The 21,366-nt window shown below is 59.5% G+C and carries 19 protein-coding genes and 1 pseudogene; 4 read left to right on the plus strand and 16 right to left on the minus strand.

Annotation, left to right across the window (positions count from 1 at the left end):
- Positions 1-197: 197 nt before the first annotated feature.
- From ACQ4WP_RS16990 to ACQ4WP_RS17040, 11 genes are all read right to left on the minus strand, one after another.
- Positions 198-1,238, minus strand: a complete 1,041-nt coding sequence (locus ACQ4WP_RS16990) for an aldose epimerase family protein (protein ID WP_436522608.1) — start codon at positions 1,236-1,238, stop codon at positions 198-200.
- A 14-nt stretch (positions 1,239-1,252) separates the two neighbouring features.
- Complete coding sequence (locus ACQ4WP_RS16995) at positions 1,253-2,149, minus strand: dihydrodipicolinate synthase family protein (RefSeq protein ID WP_436522610.1); 897 nt, start codon at positions 2,147-2,149, stop codon at positions 1,253-1,255.
- 64 nt (positions 2,150-2,213) lie between these two features.
- On the minus strand, positions 2,214-2,867 hold the full coding sequence (locus ACQ4WP_RS17000; RefSeq protein WP_436522612.1) for a bifunctional 2-keto-4-hydroxyglutarate aldolase/2-keto-3-deoxy-6-phosphogluconate aldolase: 654 nt from the start codon (positions 2,865-2,867) through the stop codon (positions 2,214-2,216).
- Positions 2,868-2,890: 23 nt separating this feature from the next.
- Positions 2,891-3,787, minus strand: a complete 897-nt coding sequence (locus ACQ4WP_RS17005; RefSeq protein ID WP_436522614.1) for an SMP-30/gluconolactonase/LRE family protein — start codon at positions 3,785-3,787, stop codon at positions 2,891-2,893.
- 14 nt (positions 3,788-3,801) lie between these two features.
- Positions 3,802-5,535: an L-arabinonate dehydratase gene (gene araD / locus ACQ4WP_RS17010; protein WP_436522616.1), complete on the minus strand. Its 1,734-nt coding sequence runs from the start codon at positions 5,533-5,535 to the stop codon at positions 3,802-3,804.
- Between the two features lie 47 nt (positions 5,536-5,582).
- Entirely contained in the window at positions 5,583-6,359 is a 777-nt protein-coding gene (locus ACQ4WP_RS17015) for an SDR family oxidoreductase (protein ID WP_436522618.1), read from the minus strand.
- Positions 6,360-6,401: 42 nt separating this feature from the next.
- Entirely contained in the window at positions 6,402-7,358 is a 957-nt protein-coding gene (gene araH, locus ACQ4WP_RS17020) for an L-arabinose ABC transporter permease AraH (protein WP_436522620.1), read from the minus strand.
- On the minus strand, positions 7,355-8,881 hold the full coding sequence (araG, locus tag ACQ4WP_RS17025) for an L-arabinose ABC transporter ATP-binding protein AraG (RefSeq protein ID WP_436522622.1): 1,527 nt from the start codon (positions 8,879-8,881) through the stop codon (positions 7,355-7,357). The genes araH and araG overlap by 4 nt, the downstream gene beginning before the upstream one ends.
- A 123-nt stretch (positions 8,882-9,004) precedes the next feature.
- Positions 9,005-9,922: an arabinose ABC transporter substrate-binding protein gene (locus ACQ4WP_RS17030; protein ID WP_436522663.1), complete on the minus strand. Its 918-nt coding sequence runs from the start codon at positions 9,920-9,922 to the stop codon at positions 9,005-9,007.
- 233 nt (positions 9,923-10,155) lie between these two features.
- Positions 10,156-11,304 (minus strand): galactonate dehydratase, encoded by a 1,149-nt coding sequence (gene dgoD / locus ACQ4WP_RS17035; protein ID WP_436522624.1) that lies wholly within the window; start codon positions 11,302-11,304, stop codon positions 10,156-10,158.
- Between the two features lie 60 nt (positions 11,305-11,364).
- On the minus strand, positions 11,365-12,438 hold the full coding sequence (locus tag ACQ4WP_RS17040; protein WP_436522626.1) for a 2-dehydro-3-deoxygalactonokinase: 1,074 nt from the start codon (positions 12,436-12,438) through the stop codon (positions 11,365-11,367).
- A gap of 181 nt (positions 12,439-12,619) precedes the next feature.
- On the opposite strand from ACQ4WP_RS17040, the gene ACQ4WP_RS17045 reads away from it, so the two are divergent.
- A complete protein-coding gene (locus tag ACQ4WP_RS17045) occupies positions 12,620-13,477 on the plus strand; it encodes an IclR family transcriptional regulator (protein ID WP_436522628.1) in 858 nt (285 codons plus the stop codon).
- 65 nt (positions 13,478-13,542) lie between these two features.
- On the opposite strand, the pseudogene ACQ4WP_RS17050 reads toward ACQ4WP_RS17045, so the two are convergent.
- From ACQ4WP_RS17050 to ACQ4WP_RS17065, 4 genes and pseudogenes are all read right to left on the minus strand, one after another.
- A pseudogene (locus ACQ4WP_RS17050) lies at positions 13,543-13,780 on the minus strand (DDE-type integrase/transposase/recombinase); the annotation flags it as partial.
- A 187-nt stretch (positions 13,781-13,967) separates the two neighbouring features.
- A complete protein-coding gene (locus ACQ4WP_RS17055) occupies positions 13,968-15,275 on the minus strand; it encodes a replication-associated recombination protein A (protein ID WP_436522630.1) in 1,308 nt (435 codons plus the stop codon).
- A gap of 70 nt (positions 15,276-15,345) precedes the next feature.
- Entirely contained in the window at positions 15,346-16,002 is a 657-nt protein-coding gene (gene lolA, locus ACQ4WP_RS17060; protein ID WP_436522632.1) for an outer membrane lipoprotein chaperone LolA, read from the minus strand.
- 5 nt (positions 16,003-16,007) lie between these two features.
- The gene (locus tag ACQ4WP_RS17065; protein WP_436522634.1) at positions 16,008-18,368 is read right to left on the minus strand and encodes a DNA translocase FtsK; all 2,361 of its coding nucleotides are present in this window, start codon (positions 18,366-18,368) and stop codon (positions 16,008-16,010) included.
- Positions 18,369-18,583: 215 nt separating this feature from the next.
- On the opposite strand from ACQ4WP_RS17065, the gene trxB reads away from it, so the two are divergent.
- The 3 genes from trxB (at position 18,584) to ACQ4WP_RS17080 (ending at position 20,970) form a co-directional block, all read left to right on the plus strand.
- Complete coding sequence (trxB, locus tag ACQ4WP_RS17070; protein WP_436522636.1) at positions 18,584-19,537, plus strand: thioredoxin-disulfide reductase; 954 nt, start codon at positions 18,584-18,586, stop codon at positions 19,535-19,537.
- Positions 19,538-19,544: 7 nt separating this feature from the next.
- Complete coding sequence (locus ACQ4WP_RS17075; protein WP_436522638.1) at positions 19,545-20,219, plus strand: Smr/MutS family protein; 675 nt, start codon at positions 19,545-19,547, stop codon at positions 20,217-20,219.
- Between the two features lie 121 nt (positions 20,220-20,340).
- A complete protein-coding gene (locus tag ACQ4WP_RS17080) occupies positions 20,341-20,970 on the plus strand; it encodes a trimeric intracellular cation channel family protein (RefSeq protein WP_099393029.1) in 630 nt (209 codons plus the stop codon).
- A 25-nt stretch (positions 20,971-20,995) separates the two neighbouring features.
- On the opposite strand, the gene ACQ4WP_RS17085 is transcribed toward ACQ4WP_RS17080, so the two are convergent.
- A complete protein-coding gene (locus ACQ4WP_RS17085; RefSeq protein WP_034758685.1) occupies positions 20,996-21,334 on the minus strand; it encodes a P-II family nitrogen regulator in 339 nt (112 codons plus the stop codon).
- Between the last annotated feature and the right edge of the window lie 32 nt (positions 21,335-21,366).

The raw sequence follows: 21,366 nt of genomic DNA on the forward strand, positions 1-21,366 counted from the left end.
GCCTGCCACCCTGGAAAGTCAGCCGAGCAAAGTCATCCGCATGGTTTTATAAATATACCGTACAAAAAAATGAAGGTCAACGAATTCTTTCAAAAATTGATACGAGTCGATTCTGCAAGCATCCTGCCGCACATTGCGCGCAGAGAACGATCTCGGGAGAACGCCGGACAACGCAACAACAGGGCTGGCGATATGCCTCATGTTCTCTCTGCCAATCGATAAATGATGGTGCGCGAATACGCGTGCGTAGGACTCAATGCAGCCGATGGCCACTGCGGATGATTGACGCAGTCAGGATAGTGTTGAGGCTCAATGCACAATCCGGCCAACGGTTCATACAGGCCAAACGTCTGCTCCCTGGACAGGGCAAATCCGTTATACAAAATGGCAGCGGGTGCATCGCTTCCCACGCTGAGTGTCCACGGAGAACCTGGCGCACTCACGTGTGCCCACATGTGACGGGGCGCGCGCTGGCGGTTCACATACGTGGTGTTCAGGCGGCCATGAGGCATGCGCGCCACTTGCCCGGACAAGGCACGAGGCGCCCGAAAGTCAAAAGCGGTGTCATCGACCGGCAGCACCGCCCCGGAAGGGACAAAATCGCCACGGTCGTGCAGGTAGTGGTCCGCCATAATCTGCAACTGGTGATCCATGACACCATGCTGTGGCGACGCACCCTCTGCGTGCGACACCCCATGCAGGTTGAAATAAACATGGCTGGTGGTATTGATGACCGTATCTTGTGCGCACTGGGCCTGGTGCACGATGCGCAGCTGTTCTTCGGACTCCAGCGCATAATGCACCACCACGTCCACGGCTCCCGGATAGCCCTGGTCGCCATCGGGGGAATGCAAACTGAAGGTCACGCCGTTCCGGTCCATGCTTTTCAGCTGCCACAGGCGCTGGCCAAAGCCCTGCGCGCCACCGTGAATATGGTGTTTACCCGCGTCGTTGCACTCCAGGCGCACCGTTTTTCCATGCAGTGGAAACTCGCCCCTGGCGATACGATTGGCAAATCGCCCCACCGTCACACCCATGCATACCTGGTCCGCCAACGCACAGCGGGGGTCCGGATAGAAAAGACACAGGTCGATCCAAGCACCGTCCTTGTTCAGGCGGCGCCAGCGTTCCACGCGCGCGCCGACATTCAGGAAGGTCAGCCAGACCCGCTCTCCGCGCACATGCATGCGAAACAAGCCAGGTGCATCCGCGTCGAGTGCTTCATGCCAGACTTCCATGCTCGACCCCACACTTACCAGGCCGGCAGATGGTCGCCATAACGCTGCAAGGTCGCCAGGCCAAATGCGCTCGGCGCCAGGGCCGGGGCGCGGTCGAACACCTGCCCCAGCCCAAGGCGGCGCGCCGTCAGGCGCTTGCCGTAGCACAGGAAATTATCGATGGACTGCATCAGGAACACAATCAGCGGCAGTATCTCGCGGTACAGCGCCAGCGCCTGCTGCTGATTGTCCGCGCCGCCTTCACGCATCAAGTTGTATATCCTGACCTGCACATCGAAACACTCGGGCGCGGGTATCAGTCCGGCGCAGCCAGCCAGCAAGTTGTCCGGCAACTCCAGGCCGCCACGGCCATTGAAGACGGTGAACATGCCTTCCGTGGTTTCAATGGTCTGGCCGATCGCGGCAGCAGAACCTTCGGCCTTCAAGATACTGACGTTGGGATGGTTGTGGCCCAGGGTTTTCAAGCCCGTATCCGACAGGCCCGTGCCCAGATACATCGCGGCGTTCTGGATCGCCACCGGCACCGGACAGGCATCGGCCACTGTGCCAAAAAAGCGGATATATTCAGATTCAGGCACGCTGCGCCCGGCAGGCGGTTGCAGCACCAGCCAGTCCGCGCCCAGCCCGGCCGCCGCCTTGGCAAACGCCACATACTCTGCAATGTTGGGCTCGCTAATGGTCACGGCCAGCGGTACGCGGCCTGCGATATCCTCGGCCGCCCATTCCATCAGCTGGCGTCGTTCTCCAGTCGACAGCTTGTTGGCTTCGGTCGCCAGGCCGAGGATGGCGATACCGTGCGCGCCATGACGTATGCTTGCCTCGACCTGGGCCCGCATGGCGTTGCGGTCCAGCGCGCCATCGGCCTGGAAGAATGCATACAGAATCGGATAAATGCCGTGATAATTTGTCATGCTGACTCCATGCTGTCTCTCATTAGGTAAAAGCTCGCTGATGCCCTCGCATACTGGCCGCGTATCAGTTTCCTGACCAGCCCTGCTTGATCAACGCCAGCTGCTCGACGAAGGCCCGTGCACGCTGGGTCACGGCTTGGTAATCGCCGTTTGCCGCCGGACCGGTCAGGCTGCTGCCGATGCCGACCGCCAGCGCGCCATTGTCGAACCAGGCGGCCAGGTTTTCCACGCTGACGCCACCCGTCGGCATCAATGGCGCTTGCGGCAGCGGTGCGCGCAGTGCCTTGATGTACGCGGGCCCGAACACTTCTGCCGGGAATATCTTGATGATGTCCGCCCCCGCTTCGAGCGCCGTGACGATCTCGGTCGGCGTCATCACGCCGGGCATGGCCAGCACCTGGTAGCGCTGGCACAAGCGGATGGTGTCCACGTTGACGCTGGGCGAGATGATGAACTGGGCGCCGGCCAGGATGGCCAGGCGCGCCGTTTCGGGGTCGAGTACGGTGCCGGCGCCGAGCATCACATCGGCGCCATGACGCTGGCGCAGCGTCTTGATCACGTCGAGCGTATCGGGCGTGGTGAAGGCCACCTCGAGCGCCGTGATGCCGCCGGCAATACAGGCTTCGGCGATTTGCAATGCCGCGTCAGTGCTTCCGGCGCGCACGATCGCCACCATGCGTCGCTCCAGGATGCCTTGAAAAATTGCGTGTTTCAACATGGGGTTTCCGTCCTTTGAAATAGTTAAACGTGGCCGCCGAAGCGCACCTCGGGCAAGCCGCGTACATCCTCGAGCCGTGCATGAAACAAGCCACCGGCAAGCGGCTCTCTGGCCAGCATGGCGGCCGGCAGCGACTCGCGCGCCGTCGTCACGAGCAATTCGTCAAGCAGCGCGCCGCCAAGGCAGACGCAGCTTGGCTGCGACACGGGCACGGACACGGTGCGCTCGACGCTGCCATCTGGCGCATAACGCACGATGCGGGCGCCGCCCCATTGCGCGCTCCACAGGAAGCCATCGGCGTCGATAGTCGCGCCATCGGGCGCAGCCGAACCGGCGTCGGCACCGGCAAAGACGCTGAGCTGCGTCGCATCGCCGCGCGCATAACCATCCCAGCGGTAGATGATGCGCTCGGCCGAGTCGCAAAAGTACATGGCGCTGCCATCGGTACTAAAGCAGATGCTGTTGGCGATGGCGATTCCCGGCAGGGGCAGGCGCTCCAGCGTCAGGTCGCCATTGAGCCGGTAAAAACTGCCGGTCGCCTCCTTGTCTTCCCGCTCGTCCATGGTGCCGAAGACGAAGCGGCCCTGGCGGTCGCAACGGCCGTCATTCACGCGCGTCATTGGCAATTCGGCCTCTACCGCGCAGATCTCGGTCACGGCCCGGGTACGCAGATTGAAAAAAGCCAGCCTTGATGCCAGTCCCAGCAACAGGATATTTTCATCTTGCGTGAGCGCAAAACAGGACAATCGTTCAGGCATTTCCCACGTATCATGCACGCCAGTGCCGGTGCCATGGCAATGCAGCCGTTGCGCGCCGATATCGGTCCAGTACACGCGCCCGCTGCGCTCACACCACAGCACGCCTTCACCCAGCGTGTTGCGGGCATCGACCAGCAGCGCAAGTTGTGTCATCTCGTTCATCTCAACATCCATGCTCAGTGCGACTCACGCGGCACGGCGGAGCCACGGCAGCCGACCAGGAAATCCAGGTCGACACCTTGATCGGCCTGCAAGACATGCTGAATATACATGGACTGGTAACCGCCGCGCATGGCTGGCTCGGGCGCCCGCCATGCGGCGCGCCGGCGCGCCAGTTCCTCATCGCTGACATCGAGGTGCAGGCGCCGCGCGGCCACGTCGAGATCGATCATGTCACCGTCGCGGACCAGCGCCAGCGGCCCGCCCATCGCCGCTTCCGGCGCAACGTGCAGCACCACGGTGCCAAACGCGGTGCCGCTCATGCGTGCATCCGAAATGCGCACCATGTCGCGCACGCCCTGCTCCAGCAGCTTTTTCGGCAAACCCATATTACCCACCTCCGCCATGCCCGGATAGCCTTTCGGGCCGCAGTTTTGCAGCACCATGACGCAACTGGCGTCAATGTCGAGCTCAGGACTGTCGATGCGTGCCTTGTAATGTTCGATGCTGTTAAACACGACGGCGCGGCCACGGTGCTGCATCAGCGCTGGCGTGGCGGCCGATGGCTTGATGATGGCGCCGCGTGGCGACAAATTACCTTTCAGAACAGCAATGCCGCCATCGTCCTTGAATGGCGCGGCCAGCGGGTGGATGACGTCTGGATTGAAATTTTCCGCATCTGCGACATTGGCTGCCAAGCTGACACCAGTCACGGTCAGGGCCTCGCCATGCAGGCTGCCCAGCAGTTCGCGGATGATGACGGGCAAGCCGCCCGCGTAATAGAAATCTTCCATCAGGTACTGGCCTGACGGCATCAGGTTCAGCAGGCAGGGAATATCGCGTCCCAAACGGTCCCAGTCAGCCAGGGTCAGGTCGACGCCGATGCGCCCGGCAATGGCCAGCAAATGCACCACCGCATTGGTTGAACCGCCAATGGCGCCATTGACCATGATGGCGTTTTCAAACGCCTGCCTGGTGAGTATCTGCGACAGCTTCAAGTCTTCGTGCACCATGGCGACGATGCGCCGTCCCGTCATTTGCGCCTGCAGCTTGCGCCGCGCATCGACGGCCGGAATCGCCGCATTGCCCGGCAGGGTCACCCCCAGCGCCTCGACCATGCTGGCCATGGTCGAAGCCGTGCCCATGGTCATGCAGTGCCCGGTCGAACGCGACATGCACGATTCGGCCAGCTTGAAATCGGCCGGAGTCATGCGGCCAGCGCGCACATCTTCCGAAAACTTCCAGACGTCGGTGCCGGAACCGATAGGCTTGCCGCGATAATTGCCGTTCAGCATGGGGCCACCGGACAGCACGATGGTCGGCAAATCGACGCTGGCCGCGCCCATCAGTAGTGCTGGCGTCGTCTTGTCGCACCCCGTCAGCAGCACCACGCCATCGATAGGATTGGCACGGATCGATTCTTCCACGTCCATGCTGGCCAGATTACGGAACAGCATGGCGGTCGGACGCAAATTCGATTCGCCCAGCGACATGGCGGGAAACTCGACCGGGAAGCCACCGGCTTCCAGCACGCCGCGCTTGACAGCTTCAGCCAGGTCGCGGAAATGGCCATTGCACGGCGTCAGTTCGGACCAGGTGTTGCAGATGCCTATCACCGGCCGGCCATCAAAGGCGTCATTCGGATAACCCTGGTTTTTCATCCAGCTGCGGTGGATGAAGCTATCCTTGTCGTCGCCACCGAACCAGGCCTGCGAGCGCAGGCGGCGCGTTGGATCTTTTGGTGCTGTCATGGTGTCTCCAATATAGATATTTATTATGCGATGCCGTCCTGCCGCGCTCAGTCGTGATACACGACCGATCTTCCGCCATCGATGACGATGGTACTGGCGTTGATGAATGGCGCTTCGTCCGATGCAAGGAAAACCGCCGTCATGCCCACTTCCTCGGGGCGTCCGACGCGCTTCGGTGGCAGCAGGTCACAGGTGGCCTGGCGGGCAGCGACAGGGTCGGCAAAGCTGTTCCAGTATTCGGTATTGAGGCGCGTTTCAATATAGCCAGGCGCAATGGCATTGACGCGTACGCCGCGCGCCGCATACTCGAGCGCCAGCGCGCGGGTCAGACCGATCACGCCGTGCTTGGCGACCGGATACGGAAAGCAGCCGGGGATGATGGAAAACGAGTGCGTGGAAGCCATATTGATGATGCTGCCACCGCCACCCTCCAGCATGGCGGGCAACGCCGCCTGGCAGCAGTGCCACATGCCATCGAGATCGACCGACATGCACAGCTTCCAGTCTTCGGCGGTCGTTTTCAAAGGTTCGCGGAACACGTTGATGCCCGCATTGTTGACCAACACGTCGATGCGGCCGAAGCGCGCCAGTGTCGCCACCACCATGGCCTGCACCGACTCGGCTTGCGCCACGTCAGTGCGCACAAACATGGCGGGCACGCCCAGCGCTGACAGTTCGCGCACCTTGGCTGCGCCTATCGCTTCATCGAGTTCGGCAATCACCAGGCTGGCGCCCTCGCGGCCAAAGCAGTCCGCCACCGCAGCGCCAATGCCCTGGCCGCCACCGGTCACAATGCAAATTTTTCCTTCAAGTCGATGCGTCATGTCAGTTTCCGATGCAGTAAGGGCTAAGTTTGTTGGCGGTACTCATTCGGCGCGGCTCTTGAGTTGGTCCATCAACACGGCCAGCAACAGAATCGTGCCACGCACCACATATTGGTAGAAAGAATCGACGTTGAGCAGACTCATCACGTTCTCCACGGTGCCCATGATGAGCACGCCCACGACGACACCCGTGATGGTGGCGCGTCCGCCGATCAGGGAAACGCCACCGAGCACGCAGGCCGAGATCACGCTGAGTTCAAAACCCTGCGCCGCATTGGGCTGGCCACTGGTGATGCGCGAGGCCAGGATGACACCGGCCAGGGCGGCGACACCACCCTGTATCAGGAAGATGTACACGCGGGTCTTGGTCACGCTGACGCCTGCCAGGCGCGATGCGTCCGGATTGCCGCCTACGGCCAGCGTATTGCGTCCGTACACGGTCTTGTTCAGCATCACGCCAAACACCACGAAGCACAGTACCGTGATCCAGATCGGCGTCGGAATGCCCAGGAGCATGCTGGTGCCCAGGCTGAAAAAGCTTTCATTGGTGATGCCGACGGCCTGCCCATCGGAGGCAATGAAGGCCATGCCGCGCACGATCTGCATGGTGGCCAGGGTGGTAATGAGCGCGTTGATGCGCAGATAGGCGATCACGGCGCCGTTAATCCAGCCCACGATCATGCCGCAAGCCAGACTGGCTGCCAGCGCGATGGCAATGCTGTCGGTTTTGTTCAGCACCATGGCGCACACCACACCGGCAAATGCCACGATGGAACCGATCGACAGGTCGAAATCGCGCGAAGCGAGGCAAAACATCATGGTGCAGGCGACCATGCCAATTTGCGAAACCGACAGGCCCAGGCCTATCAGATTTTGCTGCGAAAAAAAGTATGGTACGGTCAGGGACAGGACCACGAACATGACGACAAAAATCAGCAGCAGGCTGTAATCTGTGTAGTCTGCGATCACCCGTCGCATCAAGGATGGCTGTGTATTCATATTGTTTCAAACTCCAATGTTGAAGCGGTAGCGCTTGTAGGCAAAGCCATGGCAAGCACCTTATTTTCATTGGCCTCATCGTGGCTTACCTCGCCCACGATGTGCCCCTGGCACATCACGACAATACGGTCCGATACGCCCAGTACCTCGGGCAATTCACTCGATACCATCACGATGCTGCAGCCTTTGCGGGCCAGCTCATACATCACGGCGTAAATTTCATGTTTGGCGCCCACATCGATACCGCGCGTAGGCTCGTCCATGAAGATGACTTTCAGGTCAGGCTCGGCCAGCCAGCGCGACAGAATGGCTTTTTGCTGATTGCCGCCCGACAGAAAACGAATTTCCTGCGACCGGCTGGGCGTCTTGATTTTCAACAGTTGAATGAAGCGGTCCGCCGTGGCGGCTTCCTTCATGTCGTCGACGAAAAAGCGGAACTTGCGATCGTGGCGCCGCACGCTCATGTTGATATTTTCCGACACCGAGCGCCCACCCACGATGCCTTCTTCCTTGCGGTCTTCCGGACACAGCACGATGCCCCTGGCAATGGAGTTTTGAATGTTCACCTTCTGCAACTCTTGCCCTTGCAGAAAAATCTTTCCGGCATGCATCCTGTCGGCGCCGTACACCAGCTTCATCAATTCGCTGCGTCCCGCACCCACCAAGCCAAAAAAGCCCACAATTTCACCCTGGCGTATCTTGAAACTCAGTGGATGGGGCACGGACTTGCCCTGGACACCCTCGACGCGCAGCATCTCCAGCCCCAGAGGACGGGGCTGGTAATCATAGATATCGGCAATTTCGCGCCCCACCATCTGATTGATCAGCTCATGCTGCGATACCGTGCCGAGCGAGGGGTAGGACACCACTTTGCGCCCATCCCTGAAGACGGTGCAGCTATCGCACAAACGGTAAATCTCGTCCATGCGGTGCGAGATGTAAATCAGGGCCTTGTTCTTGCGCTTGAGGTCATCGACCATGCGAAACAGGATTTCTGTCTCGCGATGGGACAGGCTGCTGGTAGGTTCATCGAGGGCAATGATCTTGGCATCGCGCATCAAGGCCTTGCAAATCTCGACCATCTGGCGCTGCGCGATGGACAGGTTGCGCAGCTTTGCACGCGGGTCGATATCGACGCCCATGCGCGCCAGCTCCGAGCTGACCAGTTCCAGTGCAGCCGCTTCGCGCAGATAGCCAAACTTGGAAATGAAATGGCCCAGCATGAGGTTGTCGGCTACCGACATGTCTGGAATATATTGCAATTCCTGATGGATGATCGCGATGCCGGCGGCAATCGAATCGCTGGCGCCATGGAAGCGCCGCTCCTGGCCCGCAATCAGGATCTGACCGGCCGTGGGCGCATGCTGGCCGCCCAGGATCTTGAGCAAAGTCGACTTCCCGGCCCCGTTCTCGCCCATCAAACCATGGACTTGTCCTTCGACTACGTCAAACGAAATGCCATCGAGGGCTTTCACGCCGGGAAACTGCTTGCTGATGGATAAAAATTGTAAATATGGACTCACTGGCAGTCTCCTCGCACTGGGCGATCTGCTGTTTCAGGATGAAGGGCGGCGCCGGCCACCGCAGCGCTCCGGCGCAACCTGGTTTATGTTTGCAGGCGGGCACAAACCCGCTTGCAATGGTGCTTATAAACCCATTTCAGCTTTGACTTCTTTCTGGTTATTGCGGTACATGATCTTGCCGCTGGTCAAAGTCAAAGCGGCCGGTGCCTTGCCGTTCTTCACCCATTCGTACATATTCATCGCCGTTTCATAGCCGTGGCGCTTGGGGCTGATCAAGACCGTGCCCAGGAAGGCCGTCACATCTTTCTTGGCAAACTCGCTGATGGCCGAAGCGCTGCCGCCGATACCGATGGCGATCATGCTGTCAGCCTTGATGCCCTGGCCTTCGGCGGCGCGCACGGCACCGAGCGCTGCTTCATCGTTCAAGCCGAATGCCAGCCATTTCTTGAATTTCTGATTTTTCAGCAAGGCGGTATTGCCGGCATTGAAGGCACTTTCGGTGTCCGTCTTCACCTGCGGCGCATTAATGATATTGGCCGCCGGAAAGCCTGCTGCCGTCAGCGCCTCAATCACGCCGCTGGTGCGCTCCTTGGCCGTCGGCAGTTCATCGAAGGAAATGCGCAAGGCACCGACTTCATTCATGTTCCAGCCGCGCTTTTTCATCTCGTCGAGCATGCCTGTGCCGACCTGTTTACCGATCTCAAAAGCGGAGATACCCATGTGCGGTACGCTTTCGATGGGCTTGCCCTTGCCGTCGATCAGGCGGTCATCCACAGTGGAAAACTTCAGCTTCGCTTGTTTTGCCTTGTTTACGATGGCCGTTCCCAGCTTGACATCGGGCACGCAAATGACAAAGCCTTGCGCCTGCTGCGCGGCGAGATTGTCAATCGCGCTCATGACTTTTTCGCCGTTAGGTACGCCGATCTTGATGATCTTGAAGCCTTTTTCCTTTGCCGCCTGCTCGGCAAAGCGCCATTCTTCCTGGAACCAGCCCTCTTCAGGCATCTTGACCAGGAAGCCGATCTTGATGTCCTCGGCCAGCGCAACTTAGCTGGCCAGGGCCATCGTGGCAAAACCCAATGTGGCGATTGTTTTTAGAATTATTTTTTTCATGTCAACGTCTCCTTATTGATGTCAAAACGGGGCTGCATTATGGCAACTCCCCCACGTCGGGCGTCCTGCAACACTGCACCGATGGCCGCGACAGCACCGGTCCAGTCATTCATCAGCGTGACACTAGCGCCCCGGTGCCCCCTGGCCCGGAAATGGCGTGTCTACCATTCAGCGAAACTGCCATCCTTGTGGCGCCAGACCGGATTGCGCCAGCGGTGGCCGACAGCGGCGCGCTCCTTGACATATTCTTCGTTGATTTCGATACCCAAGCCCGGCCCCTGCGGAATGGTCACGTAGCCCTTGTCGTAGGCAAACACCTCGGGGTTTTTCACGTAGTCGAGCAAATCGTTGCTCTCGTTGTAATGGATACCCAGGCTTTGCTCCTGGATGAAGGCGTTATACGACACCGCGTCCACCTGCAAGCAGGCAGCCAGGGCAATCGGTCCCAGCGGACAATGCAGTGCCACCGCTACGTCATAGGCTTCGGCCATGGTGGCGATCTTGCGAGTCTCGGTAATGCCGCCGGCGTGGGAAACGTCGGGCTGGATAATATCGATATAGCCTTCGCTCAAGATGCGCTTGAAGTCCCAGCGCGAATACAGCCGTTCGCCGAGGGCCAGTGGCGTGGAGCCCAGCGAGGCCAGTTCCTTCAACGCTTCATAATTTTCGCTGAGCACCGGCTCTTCGATGAACATCAGCTTGTACTGCTCCAGTTCCTTGATCAGGATCTTTGCCATCGGTTTGTGCACCCGGCCATGAAAATCGACGCCAATGCCGACATGCGGGCCGACGGCTTCACGCACCGCAGCGACGTTAGCCAATGTCGCTTCCACTTTTGCATAAGAATCGACGAACTGCAGTTCCTCGGTACCGTTCATTTTCACGGCACTAAAGCCGCGCGCCACGGCATCCTTGGCCGCCGCAGCCGTATCGGCAGGGCGATCGCCGCCGATCCAGGAGTACATGCGGATGCTGTCGCGTACCGGGCCGCCCAGCAGCTGGCTGACCGAGACGCCCAGGGCTTTGCCCTTGATATCCCACAGTGCCTGGTCGATGCCCGCCAAGGCACTCATGTGGATGGCGCCGCCGCGATAAAAGCCGCCGCGGTACAACACCGTCCAGTGATCTTCGATATTGCGCGGATCCTTGCCGATCAGGTAATCGGCCAGCTCTTCGACCGCTGCAGCGACGGTGTGGGCACGGCCTTCGACAACAGGCTCGCCCCAGCCAACCACGCCTTCATCCGTCTCTATCTTCAGAAAACACCAGCGCGGGGGTACGAGGTAAGTTGTCAACTTGGTGATCTTCATTACTGCGCTCTCCTTGGTCGTGACGTCGGCGCAATGCCGCGCCATTTTGTATGATTCAGCTTAACTTCTATTGCTGGCCCTTTTATCGGCAACCCGCGTCAGCAGACCGGCCGCCAGCGCCAGTTGCCACAAGCCGCGTTCAGTCGCTTGCGCCGCCACGTCGATCTGTTCGATGCCATGGGCCCTGAGGGCACGCATGTAACGCCCGCACAAGGCGGCATCACCGATCAGTATGACGCGTGGAAGCTGCTCGCCTTGCTCCTGCAGCAAGATTTTCAAAGCCGCAATTTCATGGCCAATTAACAGCCCGGACAGGTATTCGCGCTGGCCAGCCCCATCGAGTACGCCCGTCAATCCCAGCGTACGGGTGCTGAAGATGGTCGACAACACGCCCGCACGTCCGGCCGAGGTTTGCGCCACCAGCACGCCACGGTCGAAGGCAATATGATCATCACCGCCAGTGTCGCCCGTTTGCATGCCGCGCCCAAGAATGGAGTGCGCGCACAGCATGGCATACAGCTCGCCAGTCATGAAGGTGCTGAAATGCGTGATGTGATTCTGCATGTCGCCACTCTGCCTGCGTATTCCTACCCATTTCGAATGAGTGCCAGGCAAGCCGATCAGAGTTTCCTCCTGCTCGGAGCGCGCCCCATCCTGAGCGGCATCGAGCATGCTGAGCGCACCGATCACTTGCGTTTCTTCGCCACGCATGACATTGGGCAGCGCGGAGTTCTGGATCAGGCCAGGCACGATATGCACGACTTTCCCGCTACGGGTGCGTACTGTATTGAGCGTGCTGCCAATCTGGCCGGCAGTAATCGGAATCGATAGATAGGGTGTTTCACGCCAGCCTTCACGGCTACCGACCATGCCGGCCGCGATCACGGGAGCGTCTGGCGTGGCACGCAGCCAATCGCCGCAAGCCTGCTCAAAGGCAAGTTCGAAGCCCGCCTTGCCATCCGCATCATCCACTCCGCTTTTTTTAACCGGCGCGACCTCCGGCAGCCGCATCACGCCCCACGGCAACGAGCGCAAGTCCAATACCTGACCATCCACGCCAAGGCGATAAGCCCGCAACGACGAGGTGCCCCAGTCGAGTGCGATTAGCTGTGTTTGATGCTGTATCTGATTCATTGGCATGTTTGGAAAGTTTTCCGTGGAAAGGATTTTGACGTAGTCTAGGTGAAGTTAAACCCGCTGTCAATATATGATATTGAATACCAATATGTGGGATTTATTACATAAATTCGCCATTTTCCCGCCGATTTTCGTTGAAACGGGTATCCTATGCATATTTCCCATATAGACTTTTACAATGCCAAAACCCTCTAGTTCGACCGCCACCCATCAAAATAATGGCACCCCAACTGGCACACAAACATTGACGCGCGGGTTGGCAGTACTGCAAGCGGTCGCTGGCGGTGCACGCGAGTTAATGGAAATTTCGCGGGTAGTCGGCACCTCGCGCAGCACGACGCACCGGCTGGCGAGTTGCTTGGTGCAGGAGCGCTACTTGCGTTTTACGGCGAATGCCGGCTATGTACTGGGACCGAAATTGATTGAGCTGGGTTTTCAGGCACGTGAAGAGGTATCGCTGGCGGTCGCTGCGCGCCCTTACCTCGATCAATTGGCCGAGCAGTCGGGAGATACCATCCATTTGGCCCTGCGCGATGCGGACGATGTGCTTTACCTGGACAAGATCCCAGGTAAACGAGGCCTGGAAATGCGCTCAAGGGTCGGTCATCGCATGCCACTGGCGACCACCGGCGTCGGCAAGGCACTGATGCTGGAAATGCCGGAGACCGATTGGAAATATTTTTACCAGAAAGCCACTGTAGCGACGAGTGCTGGCGCAGCCAAGCTGGTGCCAAAGCACAGCTGGACCGAGTTCCGCGACCGGATGCGCCAGTATGCGGAGGGTGGCTATGCTTTCGATCTAGAGGACAATGAGCCGTCGATTCGTTGCGTATCGGCGCCAATTTACGATGCTGGCCAGGTACTGGTGGCTGCGGTCAGCGTTTCCAGCACCGTACCCTATATGTCGCTCAAGCGCATGCAATCGTTGATTGACACCGTCAAGCAAGCTGCTTCCAAAATCTCCGCCGAGTTGGGCGCACCTAGCGCAACGAAGAATAACCGTCGAACGCTTGATGGGCATGTTGATGTTTCCTGACCATTTCGGGTTCTGTCGCGTTGTTGATCAGAGGGCGAAATTTCCCCTGAATGGCAGTGCTGCCCTCAAACTGGACGGTCCACTCCTGCCAGCGCATAAAATTGGTCGGCGAACGACATCACAACTGTGCCATCCGTTGCGGATCATGTGCATGAGTTCGATGCCTGTGAGAAAATTATCGGCGCAACGGAATGACTTAAAGTTGAATATTGGCCTGGCCATCCGCTCGATGGCCCGATGCTCCTGTTCCACTATGTAGTTTAGGTATTTGATCTGGTGCGCGAAAATCGGCACGCTCCTATCGTTTGATTGAAGAAGCGCTTCGCATTGCGCAATCTTTGATGTGAATTTTTACTCTTCGGAGTGAATGAGGGTCAAGTAGTTCGTCAATTTTGCTGTCAAAGCCAGATAGGCACGACGCAGGAATTGATGTGATGAAACTACTGATATTGCGGCAGGCTGAACAGCAGACATTGCGCGAGATCGCCATTTATTTCTTCCCCGCTTCCTCGTCCCACTGCTTAAGCACAGCAAGCTTTTCCGCAATCTTCATCTCCAAACCTCTAGGCACTGGCTGATACCAACCAGGTTCCTTCATGTCATCAGGCAGATAAGTTTCGCCAGCGGCATAAGCATTGGGTTCATCATGAGCATATCGGTATTCATGCCCATAGCCTAGTTCTTTCATGAGCTTCGTCGGCGCATTGCGCAGGTGAACAGGCACTTCCCGGCTCTTGTCCTTCTTCACAAATGCTTTGGCTTGGTTATAGGCGTTGTAGCCCGCGTTGCTTTTAGCCGCCACCGCCAGATAGATCACGGCCTGCCCTAAAGCCAGTTCCCCCTCTGGGCTTCCGAGACGCTCAAAGGTCAGGGCTGCATCATTAGCAATCTGCATAGCCCTTGGATCAGCAAGTCCAATGTCCTCCCAAGCCATGCGCACGATACGACGTGACAGATATCGAGGGTCAGCACCACCATCCAACATGCGTGTCAGCCAGTAAAGGGCCGCGTCAGGATGCGATCCACGAACAGATTTGTGCAGGGCGGAAATCTGGTCATAGAAATTGTCGCCGCCCTTGTCGAAGCGGCGCGAGTTCAGGGTCAGCGCATTGTCGACAAAAGCCGCGTCGATCTTGGTCGTCCCTGTCGAGCTGGCGGCCGTCTCGGCCTGCTCCAGCAAGTTCAAAAAGCGCCGCGCATCGCCGTCCGCGTAGCCGATCAGGGTATCGGCGGCCGCTTCGTCGAAGCTCAGGTGCGTCAGCGCCGTCGACTGCGCCTTGGCCAGCAACTGCTTCATCTCGTCTTCGTTGAGCGATTTGAGCACATACACTTGCGCGCGCGACAATAGCGCCGAATTGACTTCGAAGCTGGGGTTTTCGGTGGTGGCGCCGATGAAGGTTACCAGACCCGATTCGACAAACGGCAGCAAGGCATCCTGCTGCGACTTGTTGAACCTGTGGATCTCGTCGACGAACAATAAAGTGTGCTTGCCGAACTGGTCCAGGCTATGACGGGCCTGGTCCATGGCCGCGCGGATATCTTTCACGCCGGCAAACACGGCCGACAGGGCGATGAATTCGCTGTCGAAGGCATTCGCCATCAGGCGCGCCAGGGTCGTCTTGCCCACGCCGGGCGGGCCCCACAAGATCATCGAATGGGCCTTGCCCGCCTCGAACGCGAGGCGCAGCGGCTTGCCCACGCCCAACAGATGCGTCTGACCGATGACTTCGTTCAAGGTGCTCGGCCGCAAGGCCTCGGCCAGCGGCTGGCGCGGTGCGGTGGAAAAGAGATCCGCCATAATATTTATCCGGTAAGAATGCAAAGGCCCCGCATCGCTGCGAGGCCGGTCAATAACAGGACGTCAATAATCAATTGTTAATCACGTCGGCGCCCTTAGGCATGACAAATTTAAAGTGATTGGCAGATAAGGCCGGATTTTTCTGGAAGTTCTTGAACGCCAGCACCGAAGTCTGGCCAAACGAGTCGCGCAATTCCATCGCTTCCGGCACGCCATTGCGCAGGCCGATGGTGATTTCATCAAACGTCGTGTCCTTGGCTTTCGGCGTTGCCTTCAGCCATTCCAGGCCATCGCGCGTACCCGCTTCGGCCAGGGTGAAATTCTTTTCCAGGTCATTGCTGCCGAACAGGATGGCGGCTGGCGAGGAACCCAGCGCGTCGCCCAGTTTCTTCACCGTCACCTGGCTCAAGTCCTTGTCGTAGATATACAACTTGTCGCCATCGGCTTGCAGCAGCTGCTCGTACGGTTTCAGATAGGTCCAGATGAACTTGCCCGGGCGGGCAAACTCGAACGTGCCGCTGGCCGGCGTCGATACCTTGGCCTTGCCGCTGGCGTCCGCCTTCTTGACTTGCCGCTGCACGAACTCGCCCTTGGCCGACTTGGTGCCGGCCGCAAAGCTCTTGAATTGCTCCAGCGCACTGGCCGAGGCGCCGGCGGCGAACAGCAGGCCGCAGGCGACACTGGCCGCGCCGATCATCATTTTTGTTGCGAAAGTCGTGTTCTTCATTCTGTTTACCCTTGTTCGGCACTGGCCGCCGGCACCAGGATTTCCCGGTTGCCATTGGATTGCATGGTTGATACCACCCCGCTCTGCTCCATCTGCTCGAGCAGACGGGCGGCGCGGTTGTAGCCGATGCGCAAATGTCGCTGCACCAGCGAAATCGAGGCGCGGCGGTTTTTCAGCACCACCGCTACCGCCTGGTCGTACAAGGCATCGGCCTCGCCGCCACCCTCGCCCGGCGCGCCGCCTTCGGCGCCATCGCCTTCCAGGGTGCCGCCTTCGAGGATGCCCTCGATGTAATTCGGTTCGCCCTGCAGCTTCAAATAGCTGACGACTCTGTGGACTTCCTCATCGGAAACAAACGCGCCGTGCACACGCATCGGCAAACCGGTACCGGGCGGCATGTACAGCATGTCGCCCATGCCCAGCAGCGCTTCCGCCCCCATCTGGTCGAGAATGGTGCGCGAGTCGATCTTCGACGATACCTGGAAGGCGATACGCGTGGGAATGTTGGCCTTGATCAAACCCGTGATCACGTCTACAGATGGGCGCTGCGTGGCCAGAATCAAGTGTAAACCAGCGGCACGCGCCTTTTGCGCGATACGCGCGATCAATTCCTCGACTTTTTTACCCACCACCATCATCAAATCGGCTAACTCGTCGATGATGATGACGATGGTTGGCAGCTTTTCCAGCGGCTCGGGCGAATCCGGCGTCAGGCTGAACGGATTCGGAATGTGTTCTTCGCGTTTTTTCGCGTCGGCAATCTTCGCGTTATAGCCGGCCAGGTTACGCACGCCCATCTTGCTCATCAGCTTGTAGCGGCGTTCCATCTCGTTTACGGCCCAATTCAGCGCGTGACCCGCCTGGCGCATGTCGGTGACGACGGGCGCCAGCAAATGCGGAATGCCTTCGTAGACGGACATTTCCAGCATCTTCGGATCGATCAGGATCAGGCGCACGTCGAGCGGGTCGGACTTGTACAGCAGCGACAAAATCGTCGCGTTGATGCCGACCGATTTACCGGAACCGGTGGTACCGGCCACCAACAAGTGGGGCATCTTGGCCAGGTCGGCCACGACGGGCTTGCCGGCGATATCCTTGCCCAGCGCAATCGTCAGGCTGGACACGCCATCGTTGTAGACCTTGGAGCCGAGGATTTCCGTCAGGCGCACGATCTGGCGTTTACTATTCGGCAGCTCCAGCGCCATGTAATTCTTGCCGGGAATGGTTTCCACCACGCGGATCGACGTCAGCGACAGCGAACGGGCCAGGTCGCGCGCCAGGCCCACGATCTGGCTGCCCTTGACGCCCGTGGCCGGCTCGATTTCGTAACGCGTGACGACAGGGCCGGGGTAAGCGACCACTACCTTGGCATCCACGCCAAAGTCGGACAATTTCTTTTCGATCAGGCGGCTCGTGAATTCCAGGGTTTCCACGGAGACCGTCTCCACCACGGGCGGCGCTTCATCGAGCAGCGACAAAGGCGGCAACTTGCCATCGCCGAGTCCCTCGAACAAATGGGCCTGGCGCTCCTTTTCCACGCGCTCCGATTTCACCACCGTCACGACTTGCGGCTCGATCTTCATCGGCGGCGCGGCCACATGTTTTTCCACGTGCTTGGCCCGCTCGATCACCACCACCTCGTCACGGCGCACGGCAGCCACTTCGCCCTGGCGGCGGTCTTCGCGGTCCTGGTAGCGCAGCACGAACCAGTTGAAGGCGTCTTCGATGGCGCCGCCGATGCGCTCGGCCACTTGCAGCCAGGACACATGGAAGAACAGGGAAAAGCCCAGGCCGAACAGCAACAGCAGCAGCAAGGTGGCACCCGTGAAACCGAAGGCCACGTGGGCCGAGTGCCCCACCAGCTGGCCCAGCACGCCGCCCGGCTCGCGCGGCAACTGCACGTGCAGGCTTTTCGCCATGCGCAGGTATTCCAGGCCCATGCTGCCGATCAGCATGATGGAGAAGCCGACGATGCGGATCAGCATCTCGACATGGTGCTCGCGCTCCACCTCTTCCTCTTCCAGCAGAAAGCGGCGGCTCAGGCGGCGATAGCCATTCCACACCGTGCGCAGCAGCCACACGCACCACCACCAGGCGGAAAAGCCGAAGATATACAGCAACAAATCGGAGAAGGTGGCGCCCAGCTTGCCACCGAGGTTGGCCACCTTGTCGACGTTGGTGGCGTGCGACCAGCCTGGGTCGAGCTTGTTGAAGCTGGCCAGGATCAGCACGAAATACAGGGCGAACGCGGCCAGCGCGAACCAGCGCGCCTCGGACAGCAGCCGCACCAGCCGGTTGGGCAGGGGCCGGCGTTCGACCGGTTTACGGGTGTAGCTATTTTGATTGGCCTGGGCTGGTTTAGTCATTCTGGGAAGCGCTGCAAGGTGAAAAATGTTTCTGAAAGGGAATTTCCCATAATAAGGAAGTATTCTAAGCCATATATGCCCTGGGCGGCCCCACGATTCGTCGCTACAGGCGGCTTGGTCTATAATTCGGGATTGCTTGCGCAAGCGCAATACACCCTTGTTCTTCGCGCGTATGTCCCCAATTCGGATAGACCCCACTCATAGAGAAGCCTCCCATGACCACTACCAAACACGCCCGCGTTTTGATCCTCGGCTCCGGCCCAGCCGGCTACAGCGCCGCCGTCTACGCCGCCCGCGCCAACCTGAACCCGATGCTGGTCACCGGTGTGGAACAGGGTGGCCAGCTGATGACCACCACCGACGTGGAAAACTGGCCCGGCGACCCGATGGGCGTGCAAGGCCCGGACCTGATGCAGCGCTTGCTGCAGCACGCCGAGCGTTTCAATACGGAAATCGTGTTTGACCACATCCACACCACCTTCCTCAACGAAAAACCGATCCGCCTGAAGGGTGACAGCCACGAATACACGTGCGACACGCTGATCATCGCCACGGGCGCGTCCGCGCAATACCTGGGCCTGCCATCGGAAGCGCAATTCATGGGCAAGGGCGTGTCCGCCTGCGCCACCTGCGATGGTTTCTTCTACCGCAACCAGGAAGTAGCCGTCGTCGGCGGTGGCAATACGGCCGTCGAAGAAGCGCTGTACCTGTCGAACATCGCCAATAAAGTCACCCTGATCCACCGCCGCGACAAGTTCCGCGCCGAAGCCATCCTGATCGACCGCCTGAATGCCAAGGTTGCCGAAGGCAAGATCGTGTTGAAATATAACCACACTTTGGACGAAGTGACGGGCAACGAAGGCGGCGTGACGGGCCTGAACATCAAATCGACCATCGACGGCAAGGTCGAAGCGTTGAGCGCGCATGGCGTGTTCATCGCCATCGGTCACAAGCCGAACACGGGCATCTTCGAAGGCCAGCTGGAAATGCACAACGGCTACATCAAGACCAAGACGGGCCTGGAAGGCATGGCCACCGCCACCAGCGCGCCGGGCGTGTTCGCCGCTGGCGACGTGCAAGACCATATCTACCGCCAGGCCATCACCAGCGCCGGCACGGGTTGCATGGCAGCACTGGATGCCCAGCGCTACCTGGAAGGCCAGGAGTAAGCGTCGCATGGCGTCGATGAAAGACTTTGCCGACCTGAAAGCGGTCAGCAAGCAGCTCAAGGAGCAAGCGGACGCGCGCGCGCAAGCCGCGGCTGAGCGCGTCCAGCAAGTCAAGGTGCAGGCCGTGGAGAGCAATCTGTTCAAGGCCAGCATCGGCGGCGTCAAGCGCCTGCCCGAGTCGGACCGCTACGTGCCCAGCCTGCCCAAGGCGGGCGCGACAAGCGCCCAGCAGCCGGCGCGCAAGCTGACGCCGGACGAGGACGATGCGGCCGTGCTGCGCGAGTCGCTATCGGACTTGTTCGAGGTCGACCATTACCTGGAAAACGATCCGGCCCTGAATTACGCCCGCCCCGGCGTGGGACCGGACGTGGTGAAGAAGATGCGCAAGGGCCACTGGCCCATCCAGGATGAGCTGGACTTGCACGGCTTGCGCCGCGACGAGGCGCGCGACGGCATCGGCGCCTTTCTCAGCCATGCGACGCGGCGCAAGCTGCGCTGTGTGCGCGTGATCCACGGCAAGGGTTTCGGCTCGAAAGGCCAGGAACCGGTCTTGAAATCGATGGTGCACAGCTGGCTCGTGCAAAAGGATGAAGTCATCGCCTTTTGCCAGGCGCGCCGCTCCGAAGGGGGCGATGGCGCGCTGGTAGTTTTACTTTCAGCGGCCCTGCAGCCCATCCGCTAGCCTTGACAGCAAGATCACAATTCAATAACAAGTTCCGCACTGCACACGGCCCCGTTTGTCACCATTCGGGGCCGTGTCATGTTAACCTGTGACAATTATTTCCTGTCCTAGCGCTCCGCCCATGATGCCACCCCAATTGCCGCCTGGCTCGCTGATCAAGATCATCGAGGTCATCGCTATCCTGGTGGGCGCGTTTTCCGGTTTCATCGAAGCGCGCCGCAAGCGCATGGACCTCGTCGGCGTGTTCGTCGTGGCGTTCATCACGGCGTTTGGCGGGGGGACTTTGCGCGACATCCTGCTCGACAAGCGGCCCCTGTTCTGGGTTTCGCACCAGGAATACGCCATTCTCATCTTCGTGCTGGCCCTGACGGCCGCGCCATTGATCCAGCATTTGCGCCAGATCGTCTCGGAACGCCTGATCATCGTGGCCGACGCCATTGGCCTGGGCATGTTCGCCATCGCGGGCGTGGCCGAAGCGACGCGCGCCGGGATGCCGCTCTTCATCGCGTCCATGATGGGGGTAATTACGGGGATTTTTGGCGGCGTGATGCGCGACATTGTCTGCAACGAGGTTCCGATGGTGTTTCGCGACGGCAAACCGTACGCCATCTGCGCCTTCTTCGGATGCTGGGCCTACCTGCTGCAAATGCACTTCGGCGCCGAGCATGACTTCGCGCTGTGGACCAGCGCCAGCGGCATCACGATCTTGCGCCTGATATGCTGGAAATTCGACATGCGGCTGGGGCGCTGAAAATCAGCGGCCCAAGCCGGAACACTTACACCGCGTCTGGGCCCGTCTCGCCTGTACGGATGCGGATGACCTGTTCCACGTCGCGCACGAAGATCTTGCCGTCGCCGATCTTGCCCGTGCGGGCTGCCTTGATGATGGCGTCGACCACCAGCTCCGACACGCTATCGTCCACCACCACTTCGACTTTGACTTTCGGCAAGAAGTCGACCACGTACTCGGCACCACGGTACAGCTCGGTATGGCCCTTCTGGCGGCCAAAGCCCTTCACTTCCGTCACGGTCAAGCCCGTCACGTTCACATCGGCCAGGGCCTCGCGTACTTCATCTAGCTTGAATGGTTTGATGATGGCGGTAATCTGTTTCATGGCTACTCCTTAAAATTGTTGGATTGTGGACA

Source organism: Janthinobacterium lyxosi, from assembly GCF_051380665.1.
GTDB lineage: Bacteria > Pseudomonadota > Gammaproteobacteria > Burkholderiales > Burkholderiaceae_D > Janthinobacterium.